The organism is Streptomyces sp. CA-251387 (genome assembly GCF_050936625.1).
Taxonomy (GTDB): Bacteria; Actinomycetota; Actinomycetes; order Streptomycetales; family Streptomycetaceae; genus Streptomyces.
Window position 1 is genome coordinate 3,220,264 of record NZ_JBNJMJ010000001.1, and the last position, 24,811, is coordinate 3,245,074.

At 71.0% G+C, this 24,811-nt stretch carries 22 protein-coding genes; 12 read left to right on the forward strand and 10 right to left on the reverse strand.

Annotated elements, in window-relative coordinates; genetic code table 11:
• Positions 1 to 92: 92 nt before the first annotated feature.
• The gene (locus tag ACQEV2_RS14360; protein WP_433040037.1) at positions 93 to 1,307 is read left to right on the forward strand and encodes an acyltransferase family protein; all 1,215 of its coding nucleotides are present in this window, start codon (positions 93 to 95) and stop codon (positions 1,305 to 1,307) included.
• A 20-nt stretch (positions 1,308 to 1,327) separates the two neighbouring features.
• Here ACQEV2_RS14360 and ACQEV2_RS14365 read toward each other — a convergent pair whose 3' ends face one another.
• Together ACQEV2_RS14365 and ACQEV2_RS14370 are read right to left on the reverse strand one after the other, a co-directional pair.
• Positions 1,328 to 1,792 (reverse strand): HD domain-containing protein, encoded by a 465-nt coding sequence (locus ACQEV2_RS14365; RefSeq protein ID WP_433040039.1) that lies wholly within the window; start codon positions 1,790 to 1,792, stop codon positions 1,328 to 1,330.
• Between the two features lie 17 nt (positions 1,793 to 1,809).
• On the reverse strand, positions 1,810 to 2,988 hold the full coding sequence (locus tag ACQEV2_RS14370) for a PP2C family protein-serine/threonine phosphatase (protein ID WP_433040041.1): 1,179 nt from the start codon (positions 2,986 to 2,988) through the stop codon (positions 1,810 to 1,812).
• Between the two features lie 162 nt (positions 2,989 to 3,150).
• Between ACQEV2_RS14370 and ACQEV2_RS14375 the strand changes: the two genes are divergently transcribed.
• Positions 3,151 to 4,443 (forward strand): GNAT family N-acetyltransferase, encoded by a 1,293-nt coding sequence (locus ACQEV2_RS14375; protein WP_433040043.1) that lies wholly within the window; start codon positions 3,151 to 3,153, stop codon positions 4,441 to 4,443.
• 40 nt (positions 4,444 to 4,483) lie between these two features.
• On the opposite strand, the gene ACQEV2_RS14380 is transcribed toward ACQEV2_RS14375, so the two are convergent.
• Positions 4,484 to 5,293, reverse strand: a complete 810-nt coding sequence (locus ACQEV2_RS14380) for an Fpg/Nei family DNA glycosylase (protein ID WP_433040046.1) — start codon at positions 5,291 to 5,293, stop codon at positions 4,484 to 4,486.
• Between the two features lie 215 nt (positions 5,294 to 5,508).
• Positions 5,509 to 5,994, reverse strand: a complete 486-nt coding sequence (locus ACQEV2_RS14385) for a ribose-5-phosphate isomerase (RefSeq protein ID WP_433040049.1) — start codon at positions 5,992 to 5,994, stop codon at positions 5,509 to 5,511.
• Between the two features lie 229 nt (positions 5,995 to 6,223).
• On the opposite strand from ACQEV2_RS14385, the gene ACQEV2_RS14390 reads away from it, so the two are divergent.
• The gene (locus ACQEV2_RS14390; protein ID WP_433040052.1) at positions 6,224 to 7,699 is read left to right on the forward strand and encodes an amino acid permease; all 1,476 of its coding nucleotides are present in this window, start codon (positions 6,224 to 6,226) and stop codon (positions 7,697 to 7,699) included.
• Between the two features lie 111 nt (positions 7,700 to 7,810).
• On the opposite strand, the gene ACQEV2_RS14395 is transcribed toward ACQEV2_RS14390, so the two are convergent.
• Both ACQEV2_RS14395 and ACQEV2_RS14400 read right to left on the reverse strand, forming a co-directional pair.
• A complete protein-coding gene (locus tag ACQEV2_RS14395) occupies positions 7,811 to 8,515 on the reverse strand; it encodes a hypothetical protein (protein ID WP_433040055.1) in 705 nt (234 codons plus the stop codon).
• Positions 8,516 to 8,547: 32 nt separating this feature from the next.
• Entirely contained in the window at positions 8,548 to 9,882 is a 1,335-nt protein-coding gene (locus ACQEV2_RS14400; protein ID WP_433040058.1) for a serine/threonine-protein kinase, read from the reverse strand.
• 267 nt (positions 9,883 to 10,149) lie between these two features.
• Between ACQEV2_RS14400 and ACQEV2_RS14405 the strand changes: the two genes are divergently transcribed.
• Positions 10,150 to 10,878, forward strand: coding sequence for a hypothetical protein (locus tag ACQEV2_RS14405; protein ID WP_433040061.1), 729 nt, complete (start codon positions 10,150 to 10,152; stop codon positions 10,876 to 10,878).
• Between the two features lie 101 nt (positions 10,879 to 10,979).
• A complete protein-coding gene (locus tag ACQEV2_RS14410; protein WP_433040064.1) occupies positions 10,980 to 12,308 on the forward strand; it encodes an FAD-binding oxidoreductase in 1,329 nt (442 codons plus the stop codon).
• On the opposite strand, the gene ACQEV2_RS14415 is transcribed toward ACQEV2_RS14410, so the two are convergent.
• A complete protein-coding gene (locus ACQEV2_RS14415) occupies positions 12,298 to 12,876 on the reverse strand; it encodes a biotin transporter BioY (protein ID WP_433040067.1) in 579 nt (192 codons plus the stop codon). The genes ACQEV2_RS14410 and ACQEV2_RS14415 overlap by 11 nt on opposite strands.
• Positions 12,877 to 13,303: 427 nt before the next feature.
• Between ACQEV2_RS14415 and ACQEV2_RS14420 the strand changes: the two genes are divergently transcribed.
• From ACQEV2_RS14420 to ACQEV2_RS14450, 7 genes are all read left to right on the forward strand, one after another.
• Positions 13,304 to 14,506 (forward strand): ROK family protein, encoded by a 1,203-nt coding sequence (locus ACQEV2_RS14420; RefSeq protein WP_433040070.1) that lies wholly within the window; start codon positions 13,304 to 13,306, stop codon positions 14,504 to 14,506.
• A 221-nt stretch (positions 14,507 to 14,727) separates the two neighbouring features.
• The gene (locus tag ACQEV2_RS14425; protein ID WP_433040073.1) at positions 14,728 to 15,795 is read left to right on the forward strand and encodes an ABC transporter substrate-binding protein; all 1,068 of its coding nucleotides are present in this window, start codon (positions 14,728 to 14,730) and stop codon (positions 15,793 to 15,795) included.
• A 5-nt stretch (positions 15,796 to 15,800) separates the two neighbouring features.
• A complete protein-coding gene (locus ACQEV2_RS14430; protein WP_433040076.1) occupies positions 15,801 to 16,664 on the forward strand; it encodes an ABC transporter permease in 864 nt (287 codons plus the stop codon).
• Positions 16,640 to 17,374 (forward strand): ABC transporter ATP-binding protein, encoded by a 735-nt coding sequence (locus tag ACQEV2_RS14435; RefSeq protein ID WP_433040079.1) that lies wholly within the window; start codon positions 16,640 to 16,642, stop codon positions 17,372 to 17,374. Before ACQEV2_RS14430 ends, ACQEV2_RS14435 begins: the two co-directional genes overlap by 25 nt.
• A gap of 226 nt (positions 17,375 to 17,600) precedes the next feature.
• Entirely contained in the window at positions 17,601 to 18,941 is a 1,341-nt protein-coding gene (locus ACQEV2_RS14440) for an LLM class flavin-dependent oxidoreductase (RefSeq protein ID WP_433040082.1), read from the forward strand.
• A gap of 14 nt (positions 18,942 to 18,955) precedes the next feature.
• Positions 18,956 to 19,849, forward strand: a complete 894-nt coding sequence (locus tag ACQEV2_RS14445; RefSeq protein WP_433040085.1) for a TauD/TfdA dioxygenase family protein — start codon at positions 18,956 to 18,958, stop codon at positions 19,847 to 19,849.
• Positions 19,850 to 19,962: 113 nt separating this feature from the next.
• The gene (locus tag ACQEV2_RS14450; RefSeq protein ID WP_433040088.1) at positions 19,963 to 21,354 is read left to right on the forward strand and encodes an amino acid permease; all 1,392 of its coding nucleotides are present in this window, start codon (positions 19,963 to 19,965) and stop codon (positions 21,352 to 21,354) included.
• Positions 21,355 to 21,566: 212 nt separating this feature from the next.
• Here ACQEV2_RS14450 and ACQEV2_RS14455 read toward each other — a convergent pair whose 3' ends face one another.
• The 3 genes from ACQEV2_RS14455 to ACQEV2_RS14465 form a co-directional block, all read right to left on the reverse strand.
• A complete protein-coding gene (locus ACQEV2_RS14455; protein WP_433040091.1) occupies positions 21,567 to 22,346 on the reverse strand; it encodes an SAM-dependent methyltransferase in 780 nt (259 codons plus the stop codon).
• Positions 22,347 to 22,358: 12 nt separating this feature from the next.
• Positions 22,359 to 22,988 (reverse strand): histidine phosphatase family protein, encoded by a 630-nt coding sequence (locus tag ACQEV2_RS14460; RefSeq protein ID WP_433040094.1) that lies wholly within the window; start codon positions 22,986 to 22,988, stop codon positions 22,359 to 22,361.
• Between the two features lie 305 nt (positions 22,989 to 23,293).
• Complete coding sequence (locus tag ACQEV2_RS14465; RefSeq protein WP_433040097.1) at positions 23,294 to 24,763, reverse strand: FGGY-family carbohydrate kinase; 1,470 nt, start codon at positions 24,761 to 24,763, stop codon at positions 23,294 to 23,296.
• Positions 24,764 to 24,811 lie beyond the last annotated feature (48 nt).

The window sequence follows — 24,811 nt, forward strand, 5'->3', positions numbered from 1 at the left end:
GCTAGGGTGCCTCAGATGTTCCACGCTGCCTCGTCCCCCGCATGCGCAGCGAGGTCCTGGATCGACTCCCCCGGCTTCCGGTGGGAGGGTCTGTGACGAACTCGCTGCGACCGCACGGCCACAACAGAGCGCCACTCCCCCCGGCACAGTCGTCGGCGGACGGAGTGCCCAGTCCGCGCTCGCCGCAGAAGCAGAACCAGAACCAGCAGGCTCAGGCGAACAGCAGAGCCGCGTCCAGCGGTGCCAAGCAGCGCGACGCGTTCTTCGACAACGCCAAGTACCTGGCGATCGTTCTCGTCGCCATAGGACACGCCTGGGAGCCGATCAAGGGCGACAGCCGCATCCTGGAGGCCGTGTACACCGTCGTGTACACCTTCCACATGCCGGCGTTCATCATCATCTCCGGCTTCTTCTCGCGCAGCTTCGACGCCAGCCCCAGCCGGCTGAAGCGGCTGATCACCGGCGTCGCCGTGCCGTACATCGTGTTCGAGACGGCGTATCCGCTCTTCAAGCGCTGGATCGACGAGGACCCGAGCCAGGACATCAGCCTCCTGGACCCGTGGTACCTGACGTGGTTCCTGTGCGCGCTGTTCATCTGGCGGATGACCACGCCCATCTGGAAGACGGTCCGCTGGCCGCTGCCGCTCGCGCTCGGCCTCGCCATGGCGGCGACGGTCACCCCCGAGATCGGCGACGACCTGGATCTGCAGCGGGTCCTGCAGTTCCTGCCGTACTTCGTGCTGGGCCTGATCATGAAGCCCGAGCACTTCCACATGGTGCGCACGCGCACGGTGCGGATCCTGTCGGTGCCGGTGGGCGCGGTCGCGCTGGCCTTCGGCTGGTGGGCGGTGCCGCGAATGAACACCGCGTGGTTCTACCACCGTGACGCCGCTCAGGAGCTGCACGCGCCGTGGTGGAGCGGGCCGGTCATGGTGCTGGCGATGTTCGGCTGCTCACTGCTGCTGACGGCGTGCTTCTTCGCGTGGGTGCCGCGTCGGCACATGTGGTTCACGGCGCTCGGCGCGGGGACGCTGTACGGCTATCTGCTGCACGGCTTCTTCGTGAAGGCCGGGGACTACCAGGGCTGGTTCGACCACGCCTGGCTGCACCGCCCGCTCGGCGAGATCTTCGTCACCGTGTGCGCGGCGATCGGTGTCACGCTGCTGTGCACCAAGCCGGTGCAGCGGGTGTTCCGGTTCGCGATGGAGCCCAGGATGGACTGGGCGTTCAAGCGGGACGCCGCGGAGGTGGCCCGGGAGCGCGAGAAGCGCGAGGGCGCCGCCGCGCGCGAGAAGGTCAACGCCTGACCCAGGACATCTCAGAACAATCAGGACGACCTGAGACCGAGAAGTCCGCGCATCCGCGCGTACTTCTCGGTCAGTCGTTTCCGGGTCGTCTCGTCGAGGACCGCGAGGCGCGCCGGGTCCGCGTTATGCGCCAGGTCCGCCTCCTTCACCAGGAGCGCGCCGTCGGTGGCGAGGATGCGCGCCGCGTACGCCTCGGGGGGCTCCGCGGGCCGCTTGGTGACCGCACGCACGATGTCCTTCGTACGACGGCTCAGCGCGGCTTCCGCCAGCCACTGTTCGGTCAGCGCGTCGTCCTCGACGGCGTCGTGCAGCCATGCCGCCGCGATCTGCTCGTCGTCGCCGCCACGCGCGCGTACGCCCTCGGCGACGGCCCTCAGATGCTCGGCGTAGGGCCGTCCGGCCTTGTCGGTCTGGCCCGCGTGGGCGGCGCGGGCGATGGCCTCCACGTCGGCCAGGGACAGGTTCTTCCGCGGTGTCTCGGTCACCCGTCCAGTGTCGCGGCTCAGCGTGCCGCCGTGGCCGTGGGGCCCTCTCGGCAGATCAGGAGCAGGGCTCTGTCGTCGTTGACGTCCTTCGCCACCGCCTCGATGAGGTGCCAGGCGGCGCCGTGGAAGCCGCCGGCGACGTAGCGGTCGGCCTCGCCGGTGAGGCGGTCTATGCCCTCGACGATGTCGCGGTCGGACGTTTCGACCAGGCCGTCCGTGAAGAGCATCAGCACGTCGCCGGGGCGGAGCGAGCCCTTCACGGGATCGAACTGGGCGCCGTCGTAGACCCCCAGCAAGGGGCCCTCCGCCGCCTTCTCCTCCCAGCGGCCGCTGCCCGCGCTCAGTTGCAGGCCCGGTGGGTGTCCCGCGGAGTACAGCTCGTAGTCGCCCGAGTCCAGGTCCAGGACCAGGTGGATCGAGGTCGCGAAGCCCTCGTCCCAGTCCTGGCGGAGGAGATAGCCGTTCGCCGCCGGGAGGAACGCGTGCGGGGGCAGGCTGCCCAGGAGACCGCCGAACGCGCCCGACAGCAGCAGCGCCCGTGAGCCCGCGTCCATGCCCTTGCCGGACACGTCCGTCAGGACGACCTCCAGCGTGCGGCCGCCGTTCGTGCGGGCCGCGACGACGAAGTCGCCGGAGAAGGACTGCCCGCCCGCCGGGCGCAGCGCCATCTCGCGATGCCAACCGTGCGGCAGGCTCGGCAGCTTGCTCTGCACGCGGATGCGTTCACGCAGGTCGAACAGCATCGTGCCGCCGCGCCGCCAGGGCACGCCGACGCGACTGCGGAACTGCGCGATCAACAGGCCGAAGAAGCCGCAGGCGGCGACGACGAGGACCACACCCGGGGTCACACGGGACGGGCCCTCCGTGTACGGGCCCAGCTGCACCGACTCCACGATCAGCGCGGTCGCCGCCGCCGCGTACAGGCCCAGCAGGCTCGCCGGGCGCAGCAGCAGCCCGCCCGCCACGATCGGCAGGACCAGCGCGGCCGGGGAGAACCACACCGGGTTGGCCATCGTCACGGTGCAGATCAGCGGGACGGTCAGGAGCAGGCCGGCCAGCGCGATCCAGTCCGAGCCGTCGCCGCGGAAGTAGTCCACCGCGCTTCTGCGCACGCCGACGCGGGCCCGGTGCCACTGCATCTTCAACCGGGCCGTGAACGTCTCGGCCGCCGTGCGCCGCCCTCGTCCTGCTGCCATTAGTTCGGGACCCTATCCATCGGACCAGCTGCTTGGCACGGGAGGTCCCACTTGTCCCCCGTCCGAGCTTCAACTTCACAGTGAACTTCACGGAAAGCGGCCTCGCCGCCGCCAACGAGAAATTCCCTCGCTCGTCCCGCAATGCCCTGGTACGCATGGTTCATGGCGAAAGAGAGTGCGAGCCACCCCGGTCAGCCCGATCAGCCCGGCCGACCCGGTCAGCCCGGCCGTCCGGAGCTGCGGGTGCTTCGGCAGGACGAGTGGGACATCTGGTACGACACCCTGATCCGCGCCTTCGGCGGGGTTCCGGAGGCGGCCGAGGAGCGGGAGTTGTGGGACTCGCTCACCGAGCTCGAGCACTCCCTCGGCGCCTGGGACGGGGACACGTGCGTGGGAACGGCCGGGGCGTTCAGCTTCCGGCTGACCGTGCCCGGCGGTGCGTCCGTGCCCGCCGCGGGCGTCACCATGGTCAGCGTGGCCGCCACGCACCGCCGGCGCGGCGTCCTGACGTCGATGATGCGGCGGCAGCTGGACGATGTGCGGGAGTGGGGGCGGCCGCTTGCCGTGCTGACCGCCTCCGAGCCGGAGATCTACGGCCGGTTCGGGTACGGCGTCGGCACCTTCGGCGTGAACACCGAGATCGACACGACCCAGGTACGGCTGTCCGTGCCGCACGGCACCGATGACGTACATCTGCGGTACGCCGTACCGGCCGACGTCCTCGACCTGTGCGAAGCCGTGTACGCACGCAAGGTGTCCGAACGGCCGGGGATGCTCGCGCGGCTGCCCGGCTGGGAGCGGCTCGGGCTGCTCGACCCGGAGAGCGAGCGGGAGGGCGCCTCGCCGCTGCAGTGCGTACTGGCGGAGCGGGACGGTGAAGTGGTCGGGTACGCGCGCTTCCACGTCAAGCCGGACTGGGATGCCAGTGGCCCCAAGGGCACCGTGCGGCTGCGGGACGCGCAGGCCCTCGATCCGGCGGCGCAGGCCGCGCTGTGGCGGTTCCTGTTCGGCATCGACCTGACGTCGACCGTGCAGGCGTACGGGCGGCCCGTGGACGAGGCGTGGCAGTACCAGGTGTCCGACATCCGGCGGTGTGCGCTGCGGGTGCGGGACTCGTTGCACGTACGGCTGGTGGACGTCGGGGCCGCGCTGGAGGCGCGGACCTATCAGGCGCCGGTGGATGTGGTGTTCGAGGTGGAGGACGCCTTCTGCCCCTGGAACTCGGGGCGTTGGCGGCTGTCCGGGGACGCCAAGGGCGCGTCATGCGAGCGTACGGCGGACTCGGCCGATCTCGCCCTGTCCGTACGGGAGTTGGGGGCGGCGTATCTCGGCGGCGTGAGCCTGGGCGCGCTGGGCGGTGCCGGGCGGGTGCGGGAGCTGCGGCAGGGGGCGCTGGCCGAGGCGTCGGTGGGGTTCGCGTCGGCCGTGGCGCCGTGGCTGCCGCACGGCTTCTGACGCGGGCCGGCTTCCCCACGGTGCTCGGGCGCCGGCCGGCCTACGGTGTCTGGCAGGCCGGGCACCAGAAGAGGTTGCGGGCGGCGAGGTCGGCGGTGCGGATCTCGCCGCCACAGATGTGGCAGGGGAGGTTGGCCCTGCGGTAGACGTACACCTCGCCGCCGTGGTCGTCGACGCGGGGCGGGCGGCCCATCGCCTCCGGGGTGTGCTCGGGGCGGACGGTGTCGATGCGGTTGTTGCGGACGCCCTCGTGCATCAGCTCGACCAGGTCGGTCCAGATCGCGGCCCACTGGGTGGGGGTGATGTCCTTGCCCGCGCGGTACGGGTCGATGCGGTGCCGGAAGAGGACCTCGGCGCGGTAGACGTTGCCGACGCCGGCGATGACCTTCTGGTCCATGAGCAGGGCGGCGATGGTCGTACGGCTGCGGGAGATCCGCCGGTAGGCCAGGTGCGGGTCGGCGTCGTCGCGGAGGGGGTCGGGGCCGAGGCGGTCGTGTATCGCCTGCTTCTCGGTGGGGGTGATCAGGGCACAGGTGGTGGGGCCGCGGAGATCGACGTACGACGTGCTGTTCGCCAGGCGGAGGCGGACGGTGTCCGTGGGTGGGGGTGCGGGGGTGCCGCCGAAGTTGACCTTGCCGAAGAGGCCCAGGTGGATGTGGATCCAGTCGGCGTCCCGGAAGCCGAGGAAGAGGTGTTTGCCGTGGGCCTCGGTGTGGGTGAGTTCTGAGCCGTTCAGGAGGTCCGCGGCGTCCGAGAACTTGCCCTGGGGGCTGGTGACGTGGGGGGTCGTGCCGAGGAATGCGGCGGCGTAGTCCTGGGCCAGACGGTGGATGGTGTGGCCCTCGGGCACGGGGGCTCCTTGATCGTGTGCGGGTGGGTGGGGCGGCGCACGAGGATTCTCGCCCCCGCCGCCCCTACCCGTCCCATCCTGAAGGGGCTCCGCCCCTTCGACCCCGGTCCCTGGGGCTGCCGCCCCCAGACCCCCGCTTCGGCCCTGAAGGGGCCTCGTCCTCAAACGCCGGACGGGCTGAAAGATGGGAGCCCCCTGGCGGGGGACGTCGGTGGCTACTGCTGGGGGTGGTGGGGCGGGATCGGGGGGAGGTCGCCCGTTGTCTCGTAGTCGGCCAGCATGGTGATGCGGCGGGTGTGGCGGTCGTCGCCCGAGTACGGGGTGTTCAGGAACGTCTCGACGAACTTCGTCGCCTCTTCCTGCGTGTGCATGCGCGCACCCACCGCGACCACGTTCGCGTTGTTGTGCTGGCGGCCCAGCGCAGCCGTCTCCTCGCTCCAGGCCAGCGCCGCGCGGACGCCCTTCACCTTGTTCGCGGCGATCTGCTCGCCGTTGCCCGAGCCGCCGATCACGATGCCGAGGGAGTCGGGGTCCGCGACCGTCTTCTCCGCCGCGCGGAGGCAGAAGGGCGGGTAGTCGTCCTGGGCGTCGTAGATGTGGGGGCCGCAGTCGACCGGGTCGTGGCCCGCCGCCTTGAGCCACTCGACGAGGTGGTTCTTGAGTTCGAAGCCCGCATGGTCGGAGCCGAGATACACGCGCATGGAACGAGTGTGACACGGCTGTTTCGGGGCAGCAGCGCCGGGTGTCGATCAGGTCAATTGTGACGCAGACTATAGAAGCTCAAGGAAACCTCAAGTAACAATCCCGAATCAAAGGTTCCCGAATCCGTTCTCCTCCGATTCACTGGTCCGACTCGTACACCGCTCATGCGACTCGTACACCGCTGGTACGGGAAAACCCCTCCCCAACGGCGCAAAGGAAATCCGTTCCATGACTTCGCAGCCGACCCAGAAGACGGCCGGACCGGCCGGACCGGCCCCCGGCGGCCACGGCCTACAGGCCGGGCTCAAGAACCGCCACCTGTCCATGATCGCCATCGGTGGTGTGATCGGCGCCGGGCTCTTCGTCGGGTCCAGCTCCGGTATCGCCACCGCAGGTCCCGGCATTCTGCTGTCCTACGCCCTCGTCGGCACGCTCGTGGTGCTGGTGATGCGGATGCTGGGCGAGATGTCCGCGGCCAACCCGACCTCCGGCTCGTTCTCCGCCCACGCCGACCGGGCCCTCGGGAGCTGGGCCGGGTTCTCCATCGGCTGGCTGTACTGGTTCTTCTGGGTCGTCGTGCTGGCGGTCGAGGCGACCGCCGGTGCGGCGATCCTGGAGGGCTGGATACCGCAGGTCCCGCAGTGGGGCTGGGCCCTGATCGTCATGCTGGTGCTGACCGCCACCAACCTCGTCTCCGTCGGCTCCTACGGCGAGTTCGAGTTCTGGTTCGCCGGCATCAAGGTCGTCGCCATCGCCGCGTTCATCGTCATCGGCGGGCTCGCCGTCTTCGGGCTGCTGCCGGGCGTGGACAGCGACCAGGCCGGGCTGAGCAACCTCACCGACCACGGCGGCTTCCTGCCCAACGGCCCCGGGGCGATCCTCACCGGTGTGCTGCTCGTCGTCTTCTCCTTCATGGGCAGCGAGATCGCCACCCTGGCCGCGGGCGAGTCCGAGGACCCGCAGCGCGCGGTCACCAAGGCCACCAACAGCATCATCTGGCGTGTCGCCGTCTTCTACCTCGGCTCGATCCTCGTCGTGGTCTCCCTGCTCCCGTGGGACAGCAAGGCCATCGCCGACGACGGCTCCTACGTCGCCGCGCTCGACTCCCTCGGCATCCCGCACGCCGGTCAGATCATGAACTTCATCGTGCTGACCTCGGTGCTGTCCTGCCTGAACTCCGGCCTCTACACCGCCTCCCGCATGGCCTTCTCCCTCGGCCAGCGCGGCGACGCGCCGAAGGCCTTCGCCCGTACGACCGGCCGTGGTGTGCCGCGGACGGCGATCCTCGCGTCCGTGGTGTTCGGCTTCGTGGCGGTGTTCTTCAACTACAAGTTCCCGGACTCCGTCTTCCTCTTCCTCGTCAACTCCTCTGGCGCGGTCGCCCTGTTCGTCTGGCTGGTGATCTGCTTCTCCCAGCTGCGCATGCGGAAGATCATCAAGGCCGAGGCCCCGGAGAAGCTCGTCGTGAAGATGTGGCTGTACCCGTACCTGACCTGGGCGACGGCCGCGCTGATCGTGTTCGTCCTCGGCTACATGCTCACCGACACCGAGCACGACGGCCGCTCGACCGTGCTGCTGTCGCTGCTGGTGGCGGCGATCGTGCTGGCCATCGCCTTCGTGAAGCAGAAGGTCGCCGGCGGGCGCGCGGCAGCGGTCGAGGCGGCCGCCTCCCCTGCGGCGCGCGACGAGGTCAAGACCGGCTGACATCGTCGATCACTGCAGGTCGATCACTGCGGAGGGGCGGTGGGGTGTGCATCGTGTGCATCCCACCGCCCCTCTCCTTTCGTCCGGTCACAGCACAGTTCACAGCACAGTTCACAGCACAGTGAAGGTGTCCTTCACCTTCTCGTAGGTGCCGAGGGCCTTCTCCTCGATCTCCGGCCGGTACCACGTGTTGATCTGGTACGACGTGCCGTCCACGGTGAAGCCCAGCAGCCGGGCGTGCCAGGGCTCGCCCTGGAGCGTGAAGGTGTACTCCCAGACGACCGCGGGGTGACCGCGGAACGTCGTCCGCTCCAGGCGGATCTTGCGGTACTGCTGCCCCTGCCGGGCGTTCTCCTCCGACTTCTGCCATGAGTCCATCAAGTCGTCGCGGGCCAATGACGACTTGGCGGCGAGTTCCTGTGCGGCGTCCGGTGACGTGTAGTGCACTTCCGACCCCGTCTTGACGTCCCGCCGCCAGCCCTCGGGCGGCACCCACGCGAACCCGCCCGCTTCCCGGCGCGATCCGGGCGGCAGGCTCTGCGGCCTCGACGTGCCCTCGACCGTCGAGGACGGGCCGGTACCCGGCGAGGACACGGCCGAGGAGGCCGGTGACGGCGAGGAACCCGCCTGCTTGTCTTCCGGTGCCCCGAAGTGGGTCGCCAGGACGACCGCCATGACAGCACACGCGGCCACGACACCGACGGCGGCGGCGATCCGTCCCGTACGACGCCGGCCGCGCCGGGGGTCGGCCGGGACCGCGGGGCCGGGGAGCTCGCCGGGCGGCATGGCGCCGTACGGCCGGGAGCCACTGGGCATGAGCTCCGGCTCCGGGGTCGGCCGCCGCTCGGTCACCGCTTCGGCACGGGACAGGGAGACGCCAGGGCGGCGGGGTGCGGTGGCGGGGGAGCCGTGGGAGCCGCCGGTTGGGGCGGCCGGGATTTCTGAGCGGGCCTCTGGGCGGGGTTCGGAGGCGAGTTCGGTGGAGGAGGAAGGGATGGGGAGGGGGTAGGGGTGGGGGTGACGGTGGGAGCAGGGGCGGGGGCGGGTGAGGTGTGGGGTGGTATCGCGTCCTGTACGGGGTCCGGTTGGCGGGGGTCGCGCGGGGTGGGGGGCGCCTCCAGGAGGGCGGGGGTGGGCCTCTCCCCCGGAGGCGTGGGGGTGGGGGCCGGCTCCGGCTGGGGTTCGGGCATGGAGGCAGGTGCCGTTGTCGGTTCCGGGGTCGGAGCGGGCTCTCGCAGTGAGCCGCCCGTCGGTTCGGGCGCGGGCGGGGGCCCCGGTTCGGACTGCGGCTCAGGCTCCTGCGCCCGCGCCCGCGTCGGGGGCGTTTCCCGGGGCCCCGGCATGGCCTGCTCCCGCTCCTCCACCTGTCCCGCGGGCTCCCCGGCCCCTCGCCCGACCACCGGCATCGTCGGCGTGGGCTCCGGGAACGCCACCGGCTGCAGGGCCGTCTCCACATCGTCCAGGGCGGGCCGGATCGACGGGTCCTTCTCCAGGAGAGCGGCGAGGACGTCCCGCAACGGGCCTGCCGACGGCGGGAGTTCGGGCTCCTCGTACAGGACCGCGTGCAGGGTCGCGAGGGTGGTGTCGCGGGAGAACGGGGAGCGGCCGGCCAGGGCCGCGCTGAGGGTGGCGCCCAGGGACCAGATGTCGGACGGCGGGCCCTGGGGGCGGCCGGAGATGCGCTCGGGGGCCATGTAGTCGGGCGAGCCGACCAGCATGCCGACCATGGTGAGGGCCTTCGCGTCCTGGATCGCCGCGATGCCGAAGTCCGTCAGGACCACCCGGGCGCGCCCACCGGCCACCCCCGACTCCACCAGGACATTGCCCGGCTTGATGTCGCGGTGCAGTACACCGCGGGCGTGGACCTGGCGCAGTGCCGCCACCAGGCCCATGCCGATCCGGGCCGTTTCGCACGGGCCCAGGGGGCCCTCCTCCGCCATGATGCGTTCCAGGGAGCGGCCGGCCACCAACTCCATGACGATCCACAGGCGTTCGCCCTCGTCGACCACGTCGTAGACCCGGACGACGTTGGGATGGTCGATCCGGGCCGTCGCCCGCGCCTCACGCAGGGTGCGTTCGCGGCGCGTGCGGGTGTCCTCCGGGTCGAGGCCGTCGATGCGCATTTCCTTGACGGCGACCAGGCGGTCGAGTATTTCGTCGACGGCTCGCCACACGCGCCCCATTCCTCCCTGGCCGATACTCTCGACCAGTCGGTAGCGTCCCGTCACCAGTAAACCGGGAAGACCGCCGCTCCTCGTGTTTCCCGCGGTCCCCGCATTTCCCGTGTTGTCCGCGTTCCCCGGCAATCCGCTGCACCCCCTCTGCCGCGCCTCAGACATCCCCGACTGAAACACAATGGTCACACTTCGGGCCGTACCAGCATAGTGCGGAGAAATCTTGTGGTAGCTCTTCAAGTACTGCGAATTCAGGCGCAGGCAAGGGGGACGAACATGAGTTCTCGTCGCACGACGGCCATCGCGGGATCGCTGGTCGCGACATCTTTCTCGGCAGTGATGATCCTTTCCTTCACTGCCAGTGCGGACGACCAGGGATCCGGCAGCAGCAAGGGGGGAAAGGTCATCGACGAGGCGCCGGCCGGGGTGAAAACCACCACCGAGCTGCCCGAAAAAATCTCGGTGGACAACAGTTCGGAAGAGACCGACATCACCGCCACGGTCAAGAACGAAGGGACCAAGGACAGCGGAAAGATCCAGCTTTTGGTCGTCGGTTTCGACGGCCTCACAGTAAAAAACGTCGAGGGCTGCTCCGCGATTGCGAAAAACAATCTTCCGGAGGGCTCAAACAGCGGTTTCTCCTGCCCCATCGACAATCTGCCGGCCGGTGAGTCGAAGTCGTACGCCGTCGACGCGACGTACGACCTGAGCAAGACCGGCAAGATCTGCCTCCCCGTCCAGACCGGTGACGGCAAGAAGACGTACTGGCAGCAGGGCCCGGTGCCCTTCGGTACGACGAACCCGTCGCCCGACGCCCCCGCCACGCCGCTGCTTCTCGGCACCGACAACAAGCCGGTCGCACCGGGCGCCGACGAGCTGCCCAAGACCGGTGTCGGCCGGGACGTCCTGCCGCTGGGCGCGGCCGGCGCGACGCTGATCGCGGCGGGCGCGGCCGGGCTGTGGTGGTCGCAGCTGCGGCGGCCCCGGCGGTCGCAGGAAGGCTGAGCACCACCGACCGGGGTGCGGTGCGGTCGCCGCGTCGCACCCCGGCACTTCGCCGGAAAACCTGACGGCACTTGTCAGGTTTTCCGGCCACCCTGGAGGTCATGAACAGCGAACGAGTCCTGAGGGACGAACAGCTCCTGAGCGACGAGCATCTCCTGAGCGACGACGATGAACTCGCCGGATTCCAGACCTGGTTCGTCCAGCGTCCCGACGTCGTCTTCCCCGTGTCCTCGGCGGATGACGTGGTCGCCGCCGTGCGCCACGCGGCCGACCGGGGCATGCCGATCGGCGTCCACGCCACCGGGCACGGACTGCCCGGACCGGTCGAGGGCGGTGCCGTCATCTCGACCCGGCGCATGGACGGCGTGAGCGTCGACCCCGAGGCCCGCACCGCCCGTGTGCAGGCGGGCGTGCGCTGGGGTCAGGTGGTGGCGGCCGCCGAGCCGTACGGGCTCGCGCCGCTCAACGGTTCGGCCCCGTCCGTCGGTGCCGTGTCGTACACGCTGGGCGGTGGACTCGGCATCCTCGCCCGGCAGTTCGGGTACGCCGCCGATCACGTCCGGTCGCTGGACGTCGTCACCGCCGACGGCCGGCTGCGCCATGTCACCCCGGAATCCGACTCCGACCTGTACTGGGCCCTCCTCGGCGGCGGCCACGCCTTCGGCGTCGTCACCGAGATGGAGATCGGCCTCGTCCCGGTCCGCACGCTCTACGGCGGCTCGCTCGCCTTCGACGGGCGGGAGGTCGACCCGGCGGCCGTACTGCGGGCGTACGAGGAGTGGACGCGGACCGTGCCCGACGGGCTGACCTCGTCCTTCGCCGCCGTACCGTATCCGGACATCCCGGCGCTGCCGCCGCAGCTGCGCGGGCGGTACGTCATCTCGGTGCGGGTCGCCCACACAGGGCCCGACGGTGAGCAACTCGTCGCCCCGCTGAGGAGGATCGGCCCGGTGCTGAGCGACTCGCTCCGCGAGATGCCGTACGCCGAGAGCCACACCATCCACAGCGACCCCGACTTCCCGCACGCCTACTACGGGGACAGCGCGGTGCTGAGCGAGCTCGACGTCGACACGGTGGCCGGCGTGCTCGCCCGTACGGGACCGGATGCCGACGCCATGTGCGTCGTACAGATCAACCATCTGGGCGGGGCGCTGGCCGAGCCCGCCCCGAACTCGGTGCCGTACCGCGAAGGCGCCTTCCTGGTGCGGTTGCTGACGATGGCGGACCGGGAGCAGGCCCGGAAGGTCCTGGACCCGGCCTTCGCGCTGCTCGCTCCCGGCACGCTCGGCCGGGCGGTCAACTTCGCCTTCGGGGCCGGGGATCGGAGCGAGGGGCTGTACGACGGCGAGACGCGAAAGGGGCTCGCCGGACTGAAGTCGCAGTACGACCCGGCGAACCTCTTCCGCAGGAACTACGGCGTCAGCGGTTGATGAGCTTCCAGGTGGTGGGCAGCGCGCCCATCGCCAGGGCCGCCTTCAGGGCGTCACCGATCAGGAACGGTGTGAGGCCGAGCGCGATCGCGTCGGACGCCGAGAGGTCGAGGGCGAGGGCCAGGTAGGGGACGCCGACGGCGTAGATGATCGCCTCGCCCAGCAGCATCGCGCCTGCCGTGCGCAGCGCGGTGCGGTCGGCGCCGCGGCGGGCCAGGGCACCGACGACGGTGGCGGCGAGGATCATGCCGAGGACGTAGCCGAAGGACGGGGCCGCGGCGCCGGAGGTGCCCTCCGCGAACCACGGCACGCCCGCGATGCCCGCCAGCGCGTACAGCGCGAGGGAGAGGAAGCCGCGGCCGGCGCCGAGGGCCGTGCCGACGAGCAGGACGGCCAGGGTCTGGCCGGTCACCGGTACCGGGGAGCCCGGCACGGGCACGGAGAGCTGGGCCGCGAGGCCGGTGAGCACGGCGCCGCCGAGAACGAGGGCCGCGTCCCGGACGCGGGAGGCGGGGAGCAGGTCGGCGAGGACCTGTCCGGGACGGGCGGTTGCGGCAGCGGTGCTCATGGGGACTCCGCGGGTGAGTGGGCAGGTTGGGACACCGTGACGCTAACCCGGGGAGCTCACGCCGATCTCCGTCGGCGCTCGACAAAGGGTGGAGCGACGGCTTGGTGGGCTCTGCACAAAAGGTGCTGGTTACACCGGGTACTGCGTGACACCGGTCACTGAGGCAGGGACGTTTCGCTCACTTCACGGCTGCCGGCCAGACTGTTGAGTCTCTCCAAACGAATCCTAGTGACCTGGTCGGATTCACCTTTTCTGCCCTACCCTTCGAGTCATGGTCGCCCAGTCCCGGAACTTCTCGTCGCGTCGCCATGTCGACCTGCGACGCGTGGGCGCGGCCGCCTGTCGCCACCCGGGGTGAGCCGGCCGGTCGGTACGGCTCGCCCGCTTCAGACGGCGCAGTTCGGACCGGCTCCCGAGGAAGTTCCCCATGCCCCATACAGCGGCACCCACCCTGTCGTCCCCGATCCCCCGGATCGCCGACCGCGACCGGCGCCGGACCAGCGCCAGCGTCGTCCTGCGGTCCGTTCTCGAACACGGGCCGGTCGCGCGCAGCACCATCGCCCGGCTGACCGGGCTGTCACCGGCCTCGGTGACGGACTACTGCGCCCGCTTCACCGCGATCGGGCTCATCCGCGAGGCCGCCGCGCCCCGGCAGTCGGGCGGCGTCGGGCGGCCGCATGTGCCGGTCGACCTGGACGACTCACGGTTCGTGGTGGGCGGGGTGCATGTGGCGGTGCCGCACACCACGGTGGCACTGCTCGACCTGCGCGGACGGGTCGTCGCCGAGCGGGAGTTGAAGCACTCGGGCGCCACGGATGCGCACGGCGTCCTGGCCCGGGCCGCCGACGGGCTGGCCGCGCTGCTGGACGCGGCGCCCGGCAGCCGGCCGCTCGGCGTCGGCTTCGCCGCGGGCGGCTGGGTGGACCGGGACTCCGGGACGGTCGTCGAACACCCGCTGCTGGGCTGGCGCGAGGTACCGGTGCGGGAGGTGCTCGGCGCGCGCACCGGGCTGCCGGTCCATGTGGACGGGCACGCGCGGGCGTTGGTGAACGCCGAGCGGCTGTTCGGGCGGGCGCGCGGCAGCCGGAGCGTGCTGCACCTGTTCGTCGGCAACGTGGTCGACGCGGCGTTCGCCACCAACGACGAGGTGCACCACGGTCCCCGCTCCCAGGCCGGTGCCATCGCCCATCTGCCGGTGCCGGGCGGTACGGAGAGGTGCGACTGCGGGCGGGTCGGCTGCCTGCAAGTGGAGCTGAGCGAGCGGACGTTGTGCCGGCGGGCCCGGGACGCGGGCGTCATCGAGGGCGTGAACCCCGTGCATGTGGTCGCGGCCGCGGCCGCGGGCGACCGGGAGGCCGTACGGCTGCTGGTGGAGCGGGCGGGTGCCGTCGGGCGGGCGGCGCGGCTGCTGCTCGACGTGCTCAATCCGGAGACGGTGGTGGTGACCGAGATGGGGGTCGTGCACCGGGAGGACTGCCTCGCCGCGTTGCGCGCGGGGGTCGGGGACGCACGCGCGGCGGCCGTCGTGCCGACGAGTTTTCCGCATTCCGTGCTCGCCGTGGCCGGTGGTTCGGTGGCGCTCGACGTGCTCTACCGGGATCCGCTGGCCGCTTCACCTGAGGCTATTTAATTCAGAAACTCGGAATGTTGACAGGGGCCACCGATGACCAGGAACATCCTGCTCATGAGCCTGTTCGTGAGCTGTCGCACCCTCTGTTGCTGACGCGTGTTGCTGACACGTTGCCGCGTGTGAAGCGCTCATTTCCTCCTGCGTGAATTTCCCCCGCCCTGGCTTTTCCCTGCCCGGAATTCCGCATGCATTCCCATCACTTTGGCTTACGGAGTCCTGCCATGCCGTCTCTGCCTGCCCCGGGCATCGATCGCCGTCTGTTCCTGACCTCGCTGCTGGGCGTCACCGCCGCTGCCGCCGGCCTCACCGGCTGCGCCGAGAGCAGCGCCGCCGACGCGGCCGAGGGGGCCTCCACCGCCCCGCTCGCCAAGAAGGTTCCCGCCGGAACCAGCCTGAAGATCGCCTCGTTCCAGAACACCCAGCAACTCCAGTTCAAACTGGCGAACCTGGGTGAGCTGCCCTTCAAGGTCGGCGGCTGGCTGAACATCGGCGCCGGACCCGATGTCATCAACGCGTTCCGCGCGGGGTCCCTGGACCTCGCCAACAACGCGGGCATCCCGCCGATCCAGGCGCACTACCAGGGCTTCGACGCGAAGATCGTCGCGATCAACATCACCCGCAAGCCCAACTACCTCTTCGCCACCAAGCCCGGCAGCGACATCCGGTCGGTCGAGGACTTCAAGGGCAAGCGGCTCGCCTTCTCGCAGGGCCAGGCGCAGGGCGTCGTCCTCCTGCGGGCACTGAAGAAGGCGGGCCTGAAGTACGACGAGGTGGAGCTGGTCCCGCTGACCAGCAACCAGTTCCTCACGGCCCTGCAGTCCGGCCAGGTCGACATCGCCCCGCTCGGCAACACCCAGGCGCCCGCCTATCTCGCCCAGTACGAGTCCAAGGGCGCCCGCACGATCACCACCGACGTCGTCGACCTGCTCAACCTGCTGTGGGCGCCGGTCTCCGTGCTGAACGACCCCGCGAAGGCCGCCGCCGTCGCCGCGTACATCCCGTACTGGGCCAAGGGCCAGGTGTGGACGTACGAGAACCCCGACATCTGGAACGAGGAGTTCTACGTCAAGACGCAGAACCTGACCCCCGCGCAGGCGAAGTCCATCTCCGAGCTCGCCAACAAGCCGCTGTACCCGCCGCGTTGGGACGAGGCCATCCAGTGGGAGCAGGAGACCGCGGATCTGCTCGCGGAGGGCGGCTTCGTGAAGAAGTTCGACGTCCGCGAACTCTTCGACCACCGCTTCGAGGGCATCGCGGCGAAGTCCGTACCCGCGGAATACCGGAGGTGACGACCATGACCACGACGAGCGTCAGTACGGCAGCGCCCCTCGCGAAGCCGGAGCAGGAGTCGGGCCCGGAGCCGGACCACCGCGTCCGCCGGCGCCGCTCCCTGGCACCCGGCAAACGCGTCCCCGCCGCCCGGCTCGCCGGCCCCGCCCTCCTAGTCGTCCTGTGGGCCGCCGCCTCCGCCGCCGGAGCGCTGGACCCCGGCGCGATCCCCGCACCCTGGACCGTGCTGGAGACCGGCGCCCACCTGTGGACCGGCGGGACCCTGCCCGACGACATCCTGACCTCGCTGCAACGCGCCGGGACCGGATTCGTCCTCGGGCTCACCGCCGGAATCGCCCTCGCGCTCGCCTCCGGGCTCAGCCGGACCGGGGAGGCACTGATCGACGGGACGGTGAACCTCAACCGGGCGATCCCGACCCTCGGTCTGATCCCGCTGTTCATCCTCTGGCTGGGCATCGGCGAGACCTTCAAGATCGCGATCATCGCCATCGTCGTCTACATCCCGATCTACCTCAACACACACGCCGCGCTGTCCGGGATCGACAGCCGCTTCGTCGAACTCGCCGAGGTGCAGGGGCTGAACCGGCTGCAGTTCATCCGGCAGATCGTCGTCCCCGGCGCGCTGCCCGGCTTCTTCGTCGGACTGCGGCTCGGGGTGACCGGGTCCTGGCTGGGCCTGGTGGTCCTGGAGCAGATCAACGCCACCAGCGGACTCGGCTACATGATGTTCCAGGCGCAGAACTACGGCCAGACGGACGTCATCCTCGTCGGCCTCGTCGTCTACGGCATCTTCGGCCTCGTCTCCGACAGCACGGTCCGCATCATCGAACGGAGGGTGCTGTCGTGGCGCCGCACACTGAGCAACTGACCCGGCCCGCCGTCCAGCTGCGGGGCCTGACCAGGTCGTTCGACGGCCGTACGGTCCTCGACGGCATCGACCTCGACCTCCCGGCCGGGCAGTTCACGGCCCTGCTCGGGCACAGCGGATCCGGCAAGAGCACGCTGCTGCGGGCCGTCGCGGGCCTCGACCACGAGGTGGTGGGCAGCGGGCAGCTCTCCGCGCCGGACCGGGTGTCCGTGGTGTTCCAGGACTCGCGGCTGCTGCCGTGGCGCCGGGTGCTGGACAACGTACTGCTGGGGCTTGACGGAAGGGAGGCTGCGCGGAAGGGGCGTGCGGCCCTCGCCGAGGTGGGGCTGGAGGGGCGTGAGCGGGCCTGGCCGAACGAGCTGTCGGGCGGTGAGGCGCAGCGGGCCGCGCTGGCCCGGTCGCTGGTGAGGGAGCCGGAACTTCTGCTGGCCGACGAACCCTTCGGCGCCCTGGACGCCCTCACGCGGATCCGTATGCACGCCCTGCTGCGGGAGCTGTGGGAACGGCACCGGCCCTCAGTGCTGCTGGTCACCCATGACGTGGACGAGGCGATCGTGCTGGCCGACCGGGTGCTCGTGCTGGAGCAGGGGCGCATCGGGCTCGACCTGACCATCGACCGACCGCATCCGCGCTCGTACCGGGATCCGTTGCTGGGGGAGTACCGGGAGCGGCTGCTCGGCGCGCTGGGGGTGACCGAGGACGTCGGGTGACCCGCCGGGTGGGGTTTCGCCCCCGCCGCCCCTACCCGTCCCGCCCCAGGGGCTCCGCCCCTTCGACCCCGCCAGGGGGCTGCCGCCCCCTGGACCCCCGCTTCGGCCCTGAAGGGCCTCGTCCTCAAACGCCGGACGGGCTGAATGCACCGCCCGGCGCCACAGGGTCACCGCCTCCACAACAGTCACCAGCTGCCACCCTCCTCTGCCCAGAACAAGGAACCCCATGCCCCGGCAACTCCACCTCAACGCCTTCCTCATGAACACCGGCCACCACGAAGCCTCCTGGCGGCTCCCCGAGAGCGACCCGTACGCGCATGTGGACCTGGCCCACTACGTCAACCTGGCCCGTATCGCGGAGCGCGGCACCTTCGACTCGCTCTTCCTCGCCGACGGACCGCAGCTGTGGGGCAACCTGGCCCAGCGCCCGGCCGGCGCCCTGGAGCCGCTCACCCTGCTCACCGCGCTGGCGACGGCCACCGAGCACATCGGCCTCATCGCCACCGCCTCCACCTCCTACAACTCCCCCTACAACCTGGCCCGCAAGTTCGCCTCCCTCGACATCATCAGCGGCGGCCGGGCGGGCTGGAACATCGTCACCACCGCCGGTGCCGAGGCCGCCCGCAACTTCGGCCTGGACGCCGAGCCCGCGCACGCCGAGCGGTACGCCCGTGCCGGCGAGTTCCTGGACGTCGCCCTGAAGCTCTGGGACAGCTGGGAGGACGACGCGATCGTCGCCGACAAGGCGGCCGGGGTGTGGGGCGATGACGCCAAGATCCATCCGCCCCGGCACCAGGGGACGTACTTCAGCGTCGAGGGCGCCCTCAATGTGCCGCGCACACCGCAGGGTTATCCGCTGCTCGTGCAGGCGGGGTCCAGCGAGGACGGCAAGGCGTTCGCGGCGCGATACGCGGAGGCCGTGTTCACCGCGCAGCAGACGATCGAGGACGCGCGGGCCTTCTACGCCGACCTCAAGTCCCGTACGTCGCAAGCAGGTCGCGATCCCGAGCACATCAAGGTGCTGCCCGGCATCGTCCCGGTCATCGGGGCGACGGAGGCGGAGGCACGGGCGGCCGAGCAGGTCCTGGAGGACCACATCGTGTACGCGCACGGGGTCGGCCGGCTGGAGAGCCTGCTGCAACTGCCGCCCGGCACCCTGGAGTTGGATGCCCAGCTCCCCGCCGACCTGCCGTCCGAGGACGCCGTCGAGGGTGCCAAGAGCCGCTACACGCTCGTGGTGGAGCTGGCCCGGCGGGAGCGGCTCACCGTGCGGCAGCTCATCGGCCGGCTCGGTGGCGGACGCGGCCACCTCACCTTCGCCGGCACGCCCGAGCAGGTCGCCGACGCGATCGAGACCTGGTTCACGCAGGGCGCGGCCGACGGCTTCAACATCATGCCCCCGGTCCTGCCCTCCGGGCTCGACGCCTTCGTCGACCACGTCGTCCCGATCCTCCGCGCCCGCGGCCTGCTCCGCACGGAATACGGCCCCCACCGGACCCTCCGGGAGCGCTACGGCCTCCCCCGACCCGCCAACCAGTACGTCACCCCCGCACCCGCCCTCGTCTGAAAGGACTCCCCCGCATGTCCCTCGACATCCGCAAGGTCACCGCGCACATCGGCGCCCGTGTCTCCGGCGTCGACCTCTCCCAGCCCCTGGACGAAGCGACCGTCACCGCCCTGCGCGAGGCCCTCAACGTCCACAAGGCCCTGGTCTTCGACGACGTACACCTGGACGACGGGGGCCAGCAGGCCTTCGTCCGTCACTTCGGCGACCTCACCACCGCCCACCCGACGGTGTCCTCCGTCGACGGCGTCCCGAACGTCCTCCCCGTCGACAGCGAGCGGGGCCGCGCCGCCAACCACTGGCACACCGACGTCACGTTCGTCCTCAGCCCGCCGCAGGCCACCAGCCTGCGCAGCGTCACCGTCCCGCCGTACGGCGGCGAGACCCTGATCGCCAGCTCGGCGGCCGCCTACCGCAACCTGCCCGAGCCGCTGAGGCAGTTCGCCGACACGCTGTGGGCGGAGCACACCAACGACTACGACTACGCCGTGCCGGACGAGGAGGTCGACGAGGAACAGGCCGCCCAGCGTGCCCAGTTCACGTCGATCAAGTACCGCACGGTCCACCCGGTGGTCCGCGTGCACCCGCTGACCGGCGAGCGCGGGCTGTTCATCGGCGGCTTCGCGCAGCGGATCGTGGGCCTGTCCCCGGGCGAGTCCCGCAAGGTCCTCGACCTGCTCCAGGCGTACGTGACCCGGCCGGAGAACGTCCTGCGGCACCGCTGGTCGGAGAACCAGCTGGTCCTCTTCGACAACCGCATCACCCAGCACTACGCCATCGACAACTACGACGGTCTGCCGCGCCGCCTGCACCGGGTGACCGTCGCCGGTGACGTGCCGGTCGGCATCGAGGGCAAGGAGAGCTACTCGATCGAGGGCGACGCCTCGCACTACACCTCCGTAGCGGCGTAGTCACGGCCCGTGCCGGGTGTGTCCGCATAGTGGGCGGCCTCTCCTTCTGAGCGGAGAGGCTGCCCAGACTGTGGGCGTTTTTGCCCATCTCACGCATTGGACGAGCCGCGCCCATGCCCAGCACCCCCACGGTCGAGACTCCGCCACAAGCGGACGACGCCACTCTGTCCCACAGCCTCAAGCAGCGCCATCTGTCGATGATCGCCCTCGGCGGTGTCATCGGCGCAGGCCTGTTCGTCGGGTCCGGCGCCGGTATCGCCGCCGCCGGTCCCTCGATCGTCGTCGCCTACGTCCTCTCCGGCCTCCTCGTGATGCTGGTGATGCGGATGCTGGGCGAGATGTCCGCCGCCTACCCGTCCTCCGGCTCGTTCTCGGCGCACGCCGAGCGGGCGATCGGCCCCTGGGCGGGCTTCACGGCGGGCTGGTCCTTCTGGGTGCTGCTGTGCACGGCCGTCGGCCTCGAGGGCATCGGCGCCGCGAAGATCGTCACGACCTGGCTGCCGCACACGCCGGAGTGGGCGTGGGTGGCCCTGTTCATGGTCGTGTTCTGCGGCGCGAACCTGGCCGCCGTGAAGAACTTCGGCGAGTTCGAGTTCTGGTTCGCGGCGCTGAAGGTCGGCGCGATCAGCCTGTTCCTCGTGCTGGGCGGCCTGGCGATCGCCGGGGTCCTGCCGGGCACGGACGCGCCGGGCACCGCGAACCTCACCGGTGCGGGCGGTTTCCTCCCCAACGGCAGCGAGGGCCTGATCATCGGCCTGCTCGCCTCGGTCTTCGCCTACGGAGGCATGGAGACCGTCACCATCGCGGCCGCCGAGTCGGAGAACCCGGTCAGCGGCGTGGCGAGCGCGGTCCGCACGGCCATGTGGCGCATCGCCCTCTTCTACATCGGCTCGATGGCGGTCGTCGTCACCCTCGTCCCCTGGGACTCCAAGGAGATCGTCGAGAAGGGCCCGTACGTCGCCACCCTCGATCACCTGGGCATCCCCGGCGCGGGGCAGCTGATGAACGTGGTCGTGCTGGTGGCTCTGCTCTCCGCCATGAACGCCAACATCTACGGCTCCTCGCGCATCGCCTACTCGCTCGTCCAGCGCGGACAGGGCCCCAAGGGCCTCGGCCGGGTGTCGGGCGGCGTTCCGCGCGTCGCCGTGCTGGCGTCCTCGGTGTTCGGCTTCGTGTGCGTGGTGCTCAGCTACTGGCGGCCGGACGACGTCTTCCCCTGGCTGCTGAACATGATCGGCGCGGTGATCCTCGTCGTCTGGATCTTCATCGCGGTCTCCCAGCTGCGGCTGCGCAGGCGACTGGAGCGTGAGGCGCCTCAGAAGCTGGTCGTGCGGATGTGGGCGTTCCCGGTGCTGACCTGGGTCGCGCTGGCGGGCATGGCGGCGATCTTCGTCCTGATGGCCCGGGAGCCGGACACGCGCGTGCAGCTGTACTCGACGGGTGGGATGACGCTGGTCCTGGCTGTGGTCGGGTACGCCTGGCAGAAGACCCGCGCCAAGAGCTGACGCCGCCCGCCCGGCGAAACCGAAGCCCCCGTGTGATCCACACGGGGGCTTTTTGCTGCTAGCTTGTTATTGCGAATCTATTGCAACAAGGCCTGAAGGCGTCCTGCCTCGTGATCGTCTTCTCACCCTTCACGACGGCAGGCGGAATGAGGGAAGCCCCCGCGAGGACGTGACTCGCGGGGGCTTCCCGTTGCCGGGCGAGTGGGCGGGCGTCAGGGTTTGCGGCCCACCCCGCCGTGCTGGCCGATGGGCTGCGGCGCCTCGTCGCCCGGCTCGGGGCGCCACAGGGGGACGGAGACGATGCCGGGCTCCACCAGGTCCAGGCCCTCGAAGAACGCGGCGATCTGGTCGACCGGGCGCAGGAAGTACGGGACGGCGCCGGTCTCGTTGTAGGCGTCCTGGGCCTGCTCGTAGGCCGGGTCGGTGCCGCGGGAGCCCTCGTTGAGGGAGAGGTAGCTGCCGGAGGGCAGGCCGGCCAGCAGGCCGCGGACGAGGTCGCGGGCCTGGTCGTAGTCGGCGACGTGGCCGAGGATGCCGCTGAGGATCAGGGCGGTGGGCCGGGTGAGGTCGAGCGTTTTCGCAGCCGCCGCCAGGATCTTGTCCGGCTCGTAGAGGGAGAGGTCCTCGTACGCCGTGACACCCTCCGGGGTCGACGTCAGCAGGGCGCGGGCGTGGGCCAGGACCAGCGGGTCGTTGTCGACGTAGACGATCCTCGACTCGGGGGCGAGGCGCTGGGCCACCTCGTGCGTGTTGTCGACGGTCGGGAGCCCGGTGCCGACGTCGAGGAACTGGCGTACGCCCGCCTCCGCGACCAGGTACCGGATGCTGCGGCCCAGGAAGGCACGGCTGCTGCGGGCGATGGTGACGATGCCCGGGAAGACGGCGGTGTAGGCGTCGCCGGCCGCCTCGTCCACGGGGTAGTTGTCCTTGCCGCCCAGCCAGTAGTTCCAGATGCGGGCCGAGTGCGGTACCGAGGTGTCGATCTCCGTCATGCCCCCATGGTGCTACGGCACTTCGGGCGCGCAGGGCACATTGAGGGAGAGAAGTGCGGCGGATCCGTCGGTGTTCATGCGGAGTTCGCTGATCGCCACGTTGCGCAACCTCGGGAACACTCTGCGGTACTCCCGGGCCGGGATCGACAACAGGGTGCACAGCACCAGCCGGAACAGGGTGTTGTGGGCGACGACGAGTACGCGCTCGCCGGGGTGGGCCGCGGCGATGCGGCGCAGGGCGGCGGTGCCGCGTTCGGCGGCGGCGGCAGGGTCCTCCGCCCGCGGGAACGGGTGGGCCACCGGGTCGGTGCGGAACGCCTCCGCGGCGGCCGGGTCCTCGGCCGCGAACTCCGCGAGCGTACGGCCCTCCAGCACACCGAAGTCGCATTCGCGCAGGCCGGGTTCGCGGCGCGGGGTGAGGCCGAGGGCCCGGCAGGCGGGTTCGGCGGTGGCCACGGCACGGGACAGGGGCGAGGTCCAGATCGCGTCCACCGGGTGGGCGGCGGCCCAGCGCCCGAGGGCCTCGGCCTGGGCGCGGCCCGTGTCGGTGAGGGGCACGTCGCTGACGCCGGCGTAGCGGTTCTCGGCGTGCCAGACGGTCTGGCCGTGGCGGGCCAGGAGGAGGGTCGTGCCAGTGGTCATGTGTGGTCCGGTCCGGTGGGATGAGGGTTGTCTGCGGTGCTGGGTCATTGGTCTGGTGCCCGGCGTGGGGGTTGCCGTGGGGTGGGGAGCTCACCCGCGCTGCCGGGGTGCCGCCCTCTTTGGGTCGGGAGCCGCCCCAGCGGCACGACTGCCCGCAGGCTGCGCGAGCTGAACAGCCGACGGCGCTGCAACGCCCTGGGGGCGCGGGGAACTGCGCGATCAGCCCCATGACACCCACACCCGCCATCGAACCCAAGGCCCCGAGCTCGTGGGCTGAGCCTGCCGGGGCCCGCGGCGGAGGTGGTTCATGAAGCCGAAGTATCCATGTCCAGGCGCGCGTGCGCGTGCGCCGCCACCGGGGGCGGGAGCCAGCCCCGGGTCGCCAGTTCGTCGATCAGGCGGGCGTACGGCTCGGCGAAGCGGGTGGTGCGGTCGGGGCGGGGGTCGACGGTCGTGCCGATGCGGACCATCCCCTCCGCGGCGTCCGCCAGGCGGGGTGCCGCGCCCGCACCGTACGCCGCCAACGCCGCCATCCCCAGGGCCGGTTCCGTCTGCTGCGGTACCCGCGCCGGGCGGCCCAGGATGTCGGTGCGCAGTTGGTTCCAGTACGGGCTGCGGGCGGCGCCGCCCGTGAAGGTGAGGGGGCCGTCGAGGGGGGCGCCGAGGTGGTGCAGGTAGTCCAGGCACAGGCGTTCCGTGAAGGCGACGCCCTGGAGGAGCGCGGCCCACAGGTCGGCGTCCGACTCCGGTTCGCCCAGCAGGAGCGCGGAGGCGTCCGGGGCCAGGAACGGGAAGCGCTCGCCGGGGGAGACGAGGGGGTACGCGATCGCGCCGGACGGTTCGTACGCGGCGGCCAGCTCGTCCATGGCCGCCGGATCGGCACCCGCGAACGCCGCCGTCAGCACGCCCGCGCCCACGCTGGACGCACCGCCCGGCAGCCAGCTCCCGTCCGGCGCCCGGTGGTTGTAGACCACGCCGGTCGGGTCCCGGACCGGGGTCGGGGACGCCCCCTTGAGGACCAGCGTGGTGCCGAGCACCGAGTTCCAGGAGCCGGGGCGCAGGGCGGCGGAGGCGATCTGGGCCGCGCAGCCGTCGGTCATCCCGGCGATGACGGGGGTGCCGGCGGGAATGCCGGTGGCCTCGGCGGCGGTCGGGGAGACCTCGCCGAGCCGGCTGCCGGGAGGTACGACCTCGGGGACCGCCGTGTCGGGCAGGCCCAGCCGGGGGAGCATCGACGGCCAGGCGTCGCTCTCCAGGTCGTAGCCGGTCTTGAGGGCGTGGCTGGAGTCGGCCGGAGGCAGCTCGCCGGTGAGGAGGGACACGATGAGGTCCGGCTGGTGGGTGATCCGCCCCTGCCCGTAGGCCTCGGTCAGCCACAGGGCCTTGGGCAGTGCCCAGGTGTCCTGCACCGCGAGGCCCGCCATCCGCGCCCGCGCCGCCTCCGCCGTCGCCCGGCCGTCGTCGTACATCAGCGCGGGGCTCATCGGCCGGCCCGCCCCGTCCGTCAGCAGCACGGTCCCGGACGTCCCGCACACCGCGAGCCCGCCGACCGGCACCCGCGAACGCCCGTGCAGCGCGGCCCGGGACGCCACGCAGAGCGCGTCCCACCACTCCGCCGGATCCTGCTCGTGCCGCACCCCGTCCCGCCGCCCGGCCAGCGGGGCCGAGCCGCTGCCGAGAACCGTGCCGTCGCCCGTCACCAACAGCACGCGGACACTCTGCGTGCCCAGGTCGATCCCGAGCCAGGCCGCACCCACGAGACGCTCATCCGCCATCCGGAACCTCCCGCATATCGCGATCCGATCCGTGAACTTCTCACTCTG

What these genes read in the sequence shown, in the direction of transcription:
- ACQEV2_RS14370 (WP_433040041.1), bottom strand. Translation starts at nt 2,988, where the DNA reads ATGGCAGCAGGACGAGGGCGGCGCACGGCGGCCGAGACGTTCACGGCC.
- ACQEV2_RS14375 (WP_433040043.1), top strand. Translation starts at nt 3,151, where the DNA reads ATGGCGAAAGAGAGTGCGAGCCACCCCGGTCAGCCCGATCAGCCCGGC.
- ACQEV2_RS14385 (WP_433040049.1), bottom strand. Translation starts at nt 5,994, where the DNA reads ATGCGCGTGTATCTCGGCTCCGACCATGCGGGCTTCGAACTCAAGAAC.
- ACQEV2_RS14390 (WP_433040052.1), top strand. Translation starts at nt 6,224, where the DNA reads ATGACTTCGCAGCCGACCCAGAAGACGGCCGGACCGGCCGGACCGGCC.
- ACQEV2_RS14395 (WP_433040055.1), bottom strand. Translation starts at nt 8,515, where the DNA reads ATGCCCAGTGGCTCCCGGCCGTACGGCGCCATGCCGCCCGGCGAGCTC.
- ACQEV2_RS14400 (WP_433040058.1), bottom strand. Translation starts at nt 9,882, where the DNA reads ATGGGGCGCGTGTGGCGAGCCGTCGACGAAATACTCGACCGCCTGGTC.
- ACQEV2_RS14405 (WP_433040061.1), top strand. Translation starts at nt 10,150, where the DNA reads ATGAGTTCTCGTCGCACGACGGCCATCGCGGGATCGCTGGTCGCGACA.
- ACQEV2_RS14410 (WP_433040064.1), top strand. Translation starts at nt 10,980, where the DNA reads ATGAACAGCGAACGAGTCCTGAGGGACGAACAGCTCCTGAGCGACGAG.
- ACQEV2_RS14415 (WP_433040067.1), bottom strand. Translation starts at nt 12,876, where the DNA reads ATGAGCACCGCTGCCGCAACCGCCCGTCCCGGACAGGTCCTCGCCGAC.
- ACQEV2_RS14420 (WP_433040070.1), top strand. Translation starts at nt 13,304, where the DNA reads ATGCCCCATACAGCGGCACCCACCCTGTCGTCCCCGATCCCCCGGATC.
- ACQEV2_RS14425 (WP_433040073.1), top strand. Translation starts at nt 14,728, where the DNA reads ATGCCGTCTCTGCCTGCCCCGGGCATCGATCGCCGTCTGTTCCTGACC.
- ACQEV2_RS14430 (WP_433040076.1), top strand. Translation starts at nt 15,801, where the DNA reads ATGACCACGACGAGCGTCAGTACGGCAGCGCCCCTCGCGAAGCCGGAG.
- ACQEV2_RS14440 (WP_433040082.1), top strand. Translation starts at nt 17,601, where the DNA reads ATGCCCCGGCAACTCCACCTCAACGCCTTCCTCATGAACACCGGCCAC.
- ACQEV2_RS14445 (WP_433040085.1), top strand. Translation starts at nt 18,956, where the DNA reads ATGTCCCTCGACATCCGCAAGGTCACCGCGCACATCGGCGCCCGTGTC.
- ACQEV2_RS14450 (WP_433040088.1), top strand. Translation starts at nt 19,963, where the DNA reads ATGCCCAGCACCCCCACGGTCGAGACTCCGCCACAAGCGGACGACGCC.
- ACQEV2_RS14455 (WP_433040091.1), bottom strand. Translation starts at nt 22,346, where the DNA reads ATGACGGAGATCGACACCTCGGTACCGCACTCGGCCCGCATCTGGAAC.
- ACQEV2_RS14460 (WP_433040094.1), bottom strand. Translation starts at nt 22,988, where the DNA reads ATGACCACTGGCACGACCCTCCTCCTGGCCCGCCACGGCCAGACCGTC.
- ACQEV2_RS14465 (WP_433040097.1), bottom strand. Translation starts at nt 24,763, where the DNA reads ATGGCGGATGAGCGTCTCGTGGGTGCGGCCTGGCTCGGGATCGACCTG.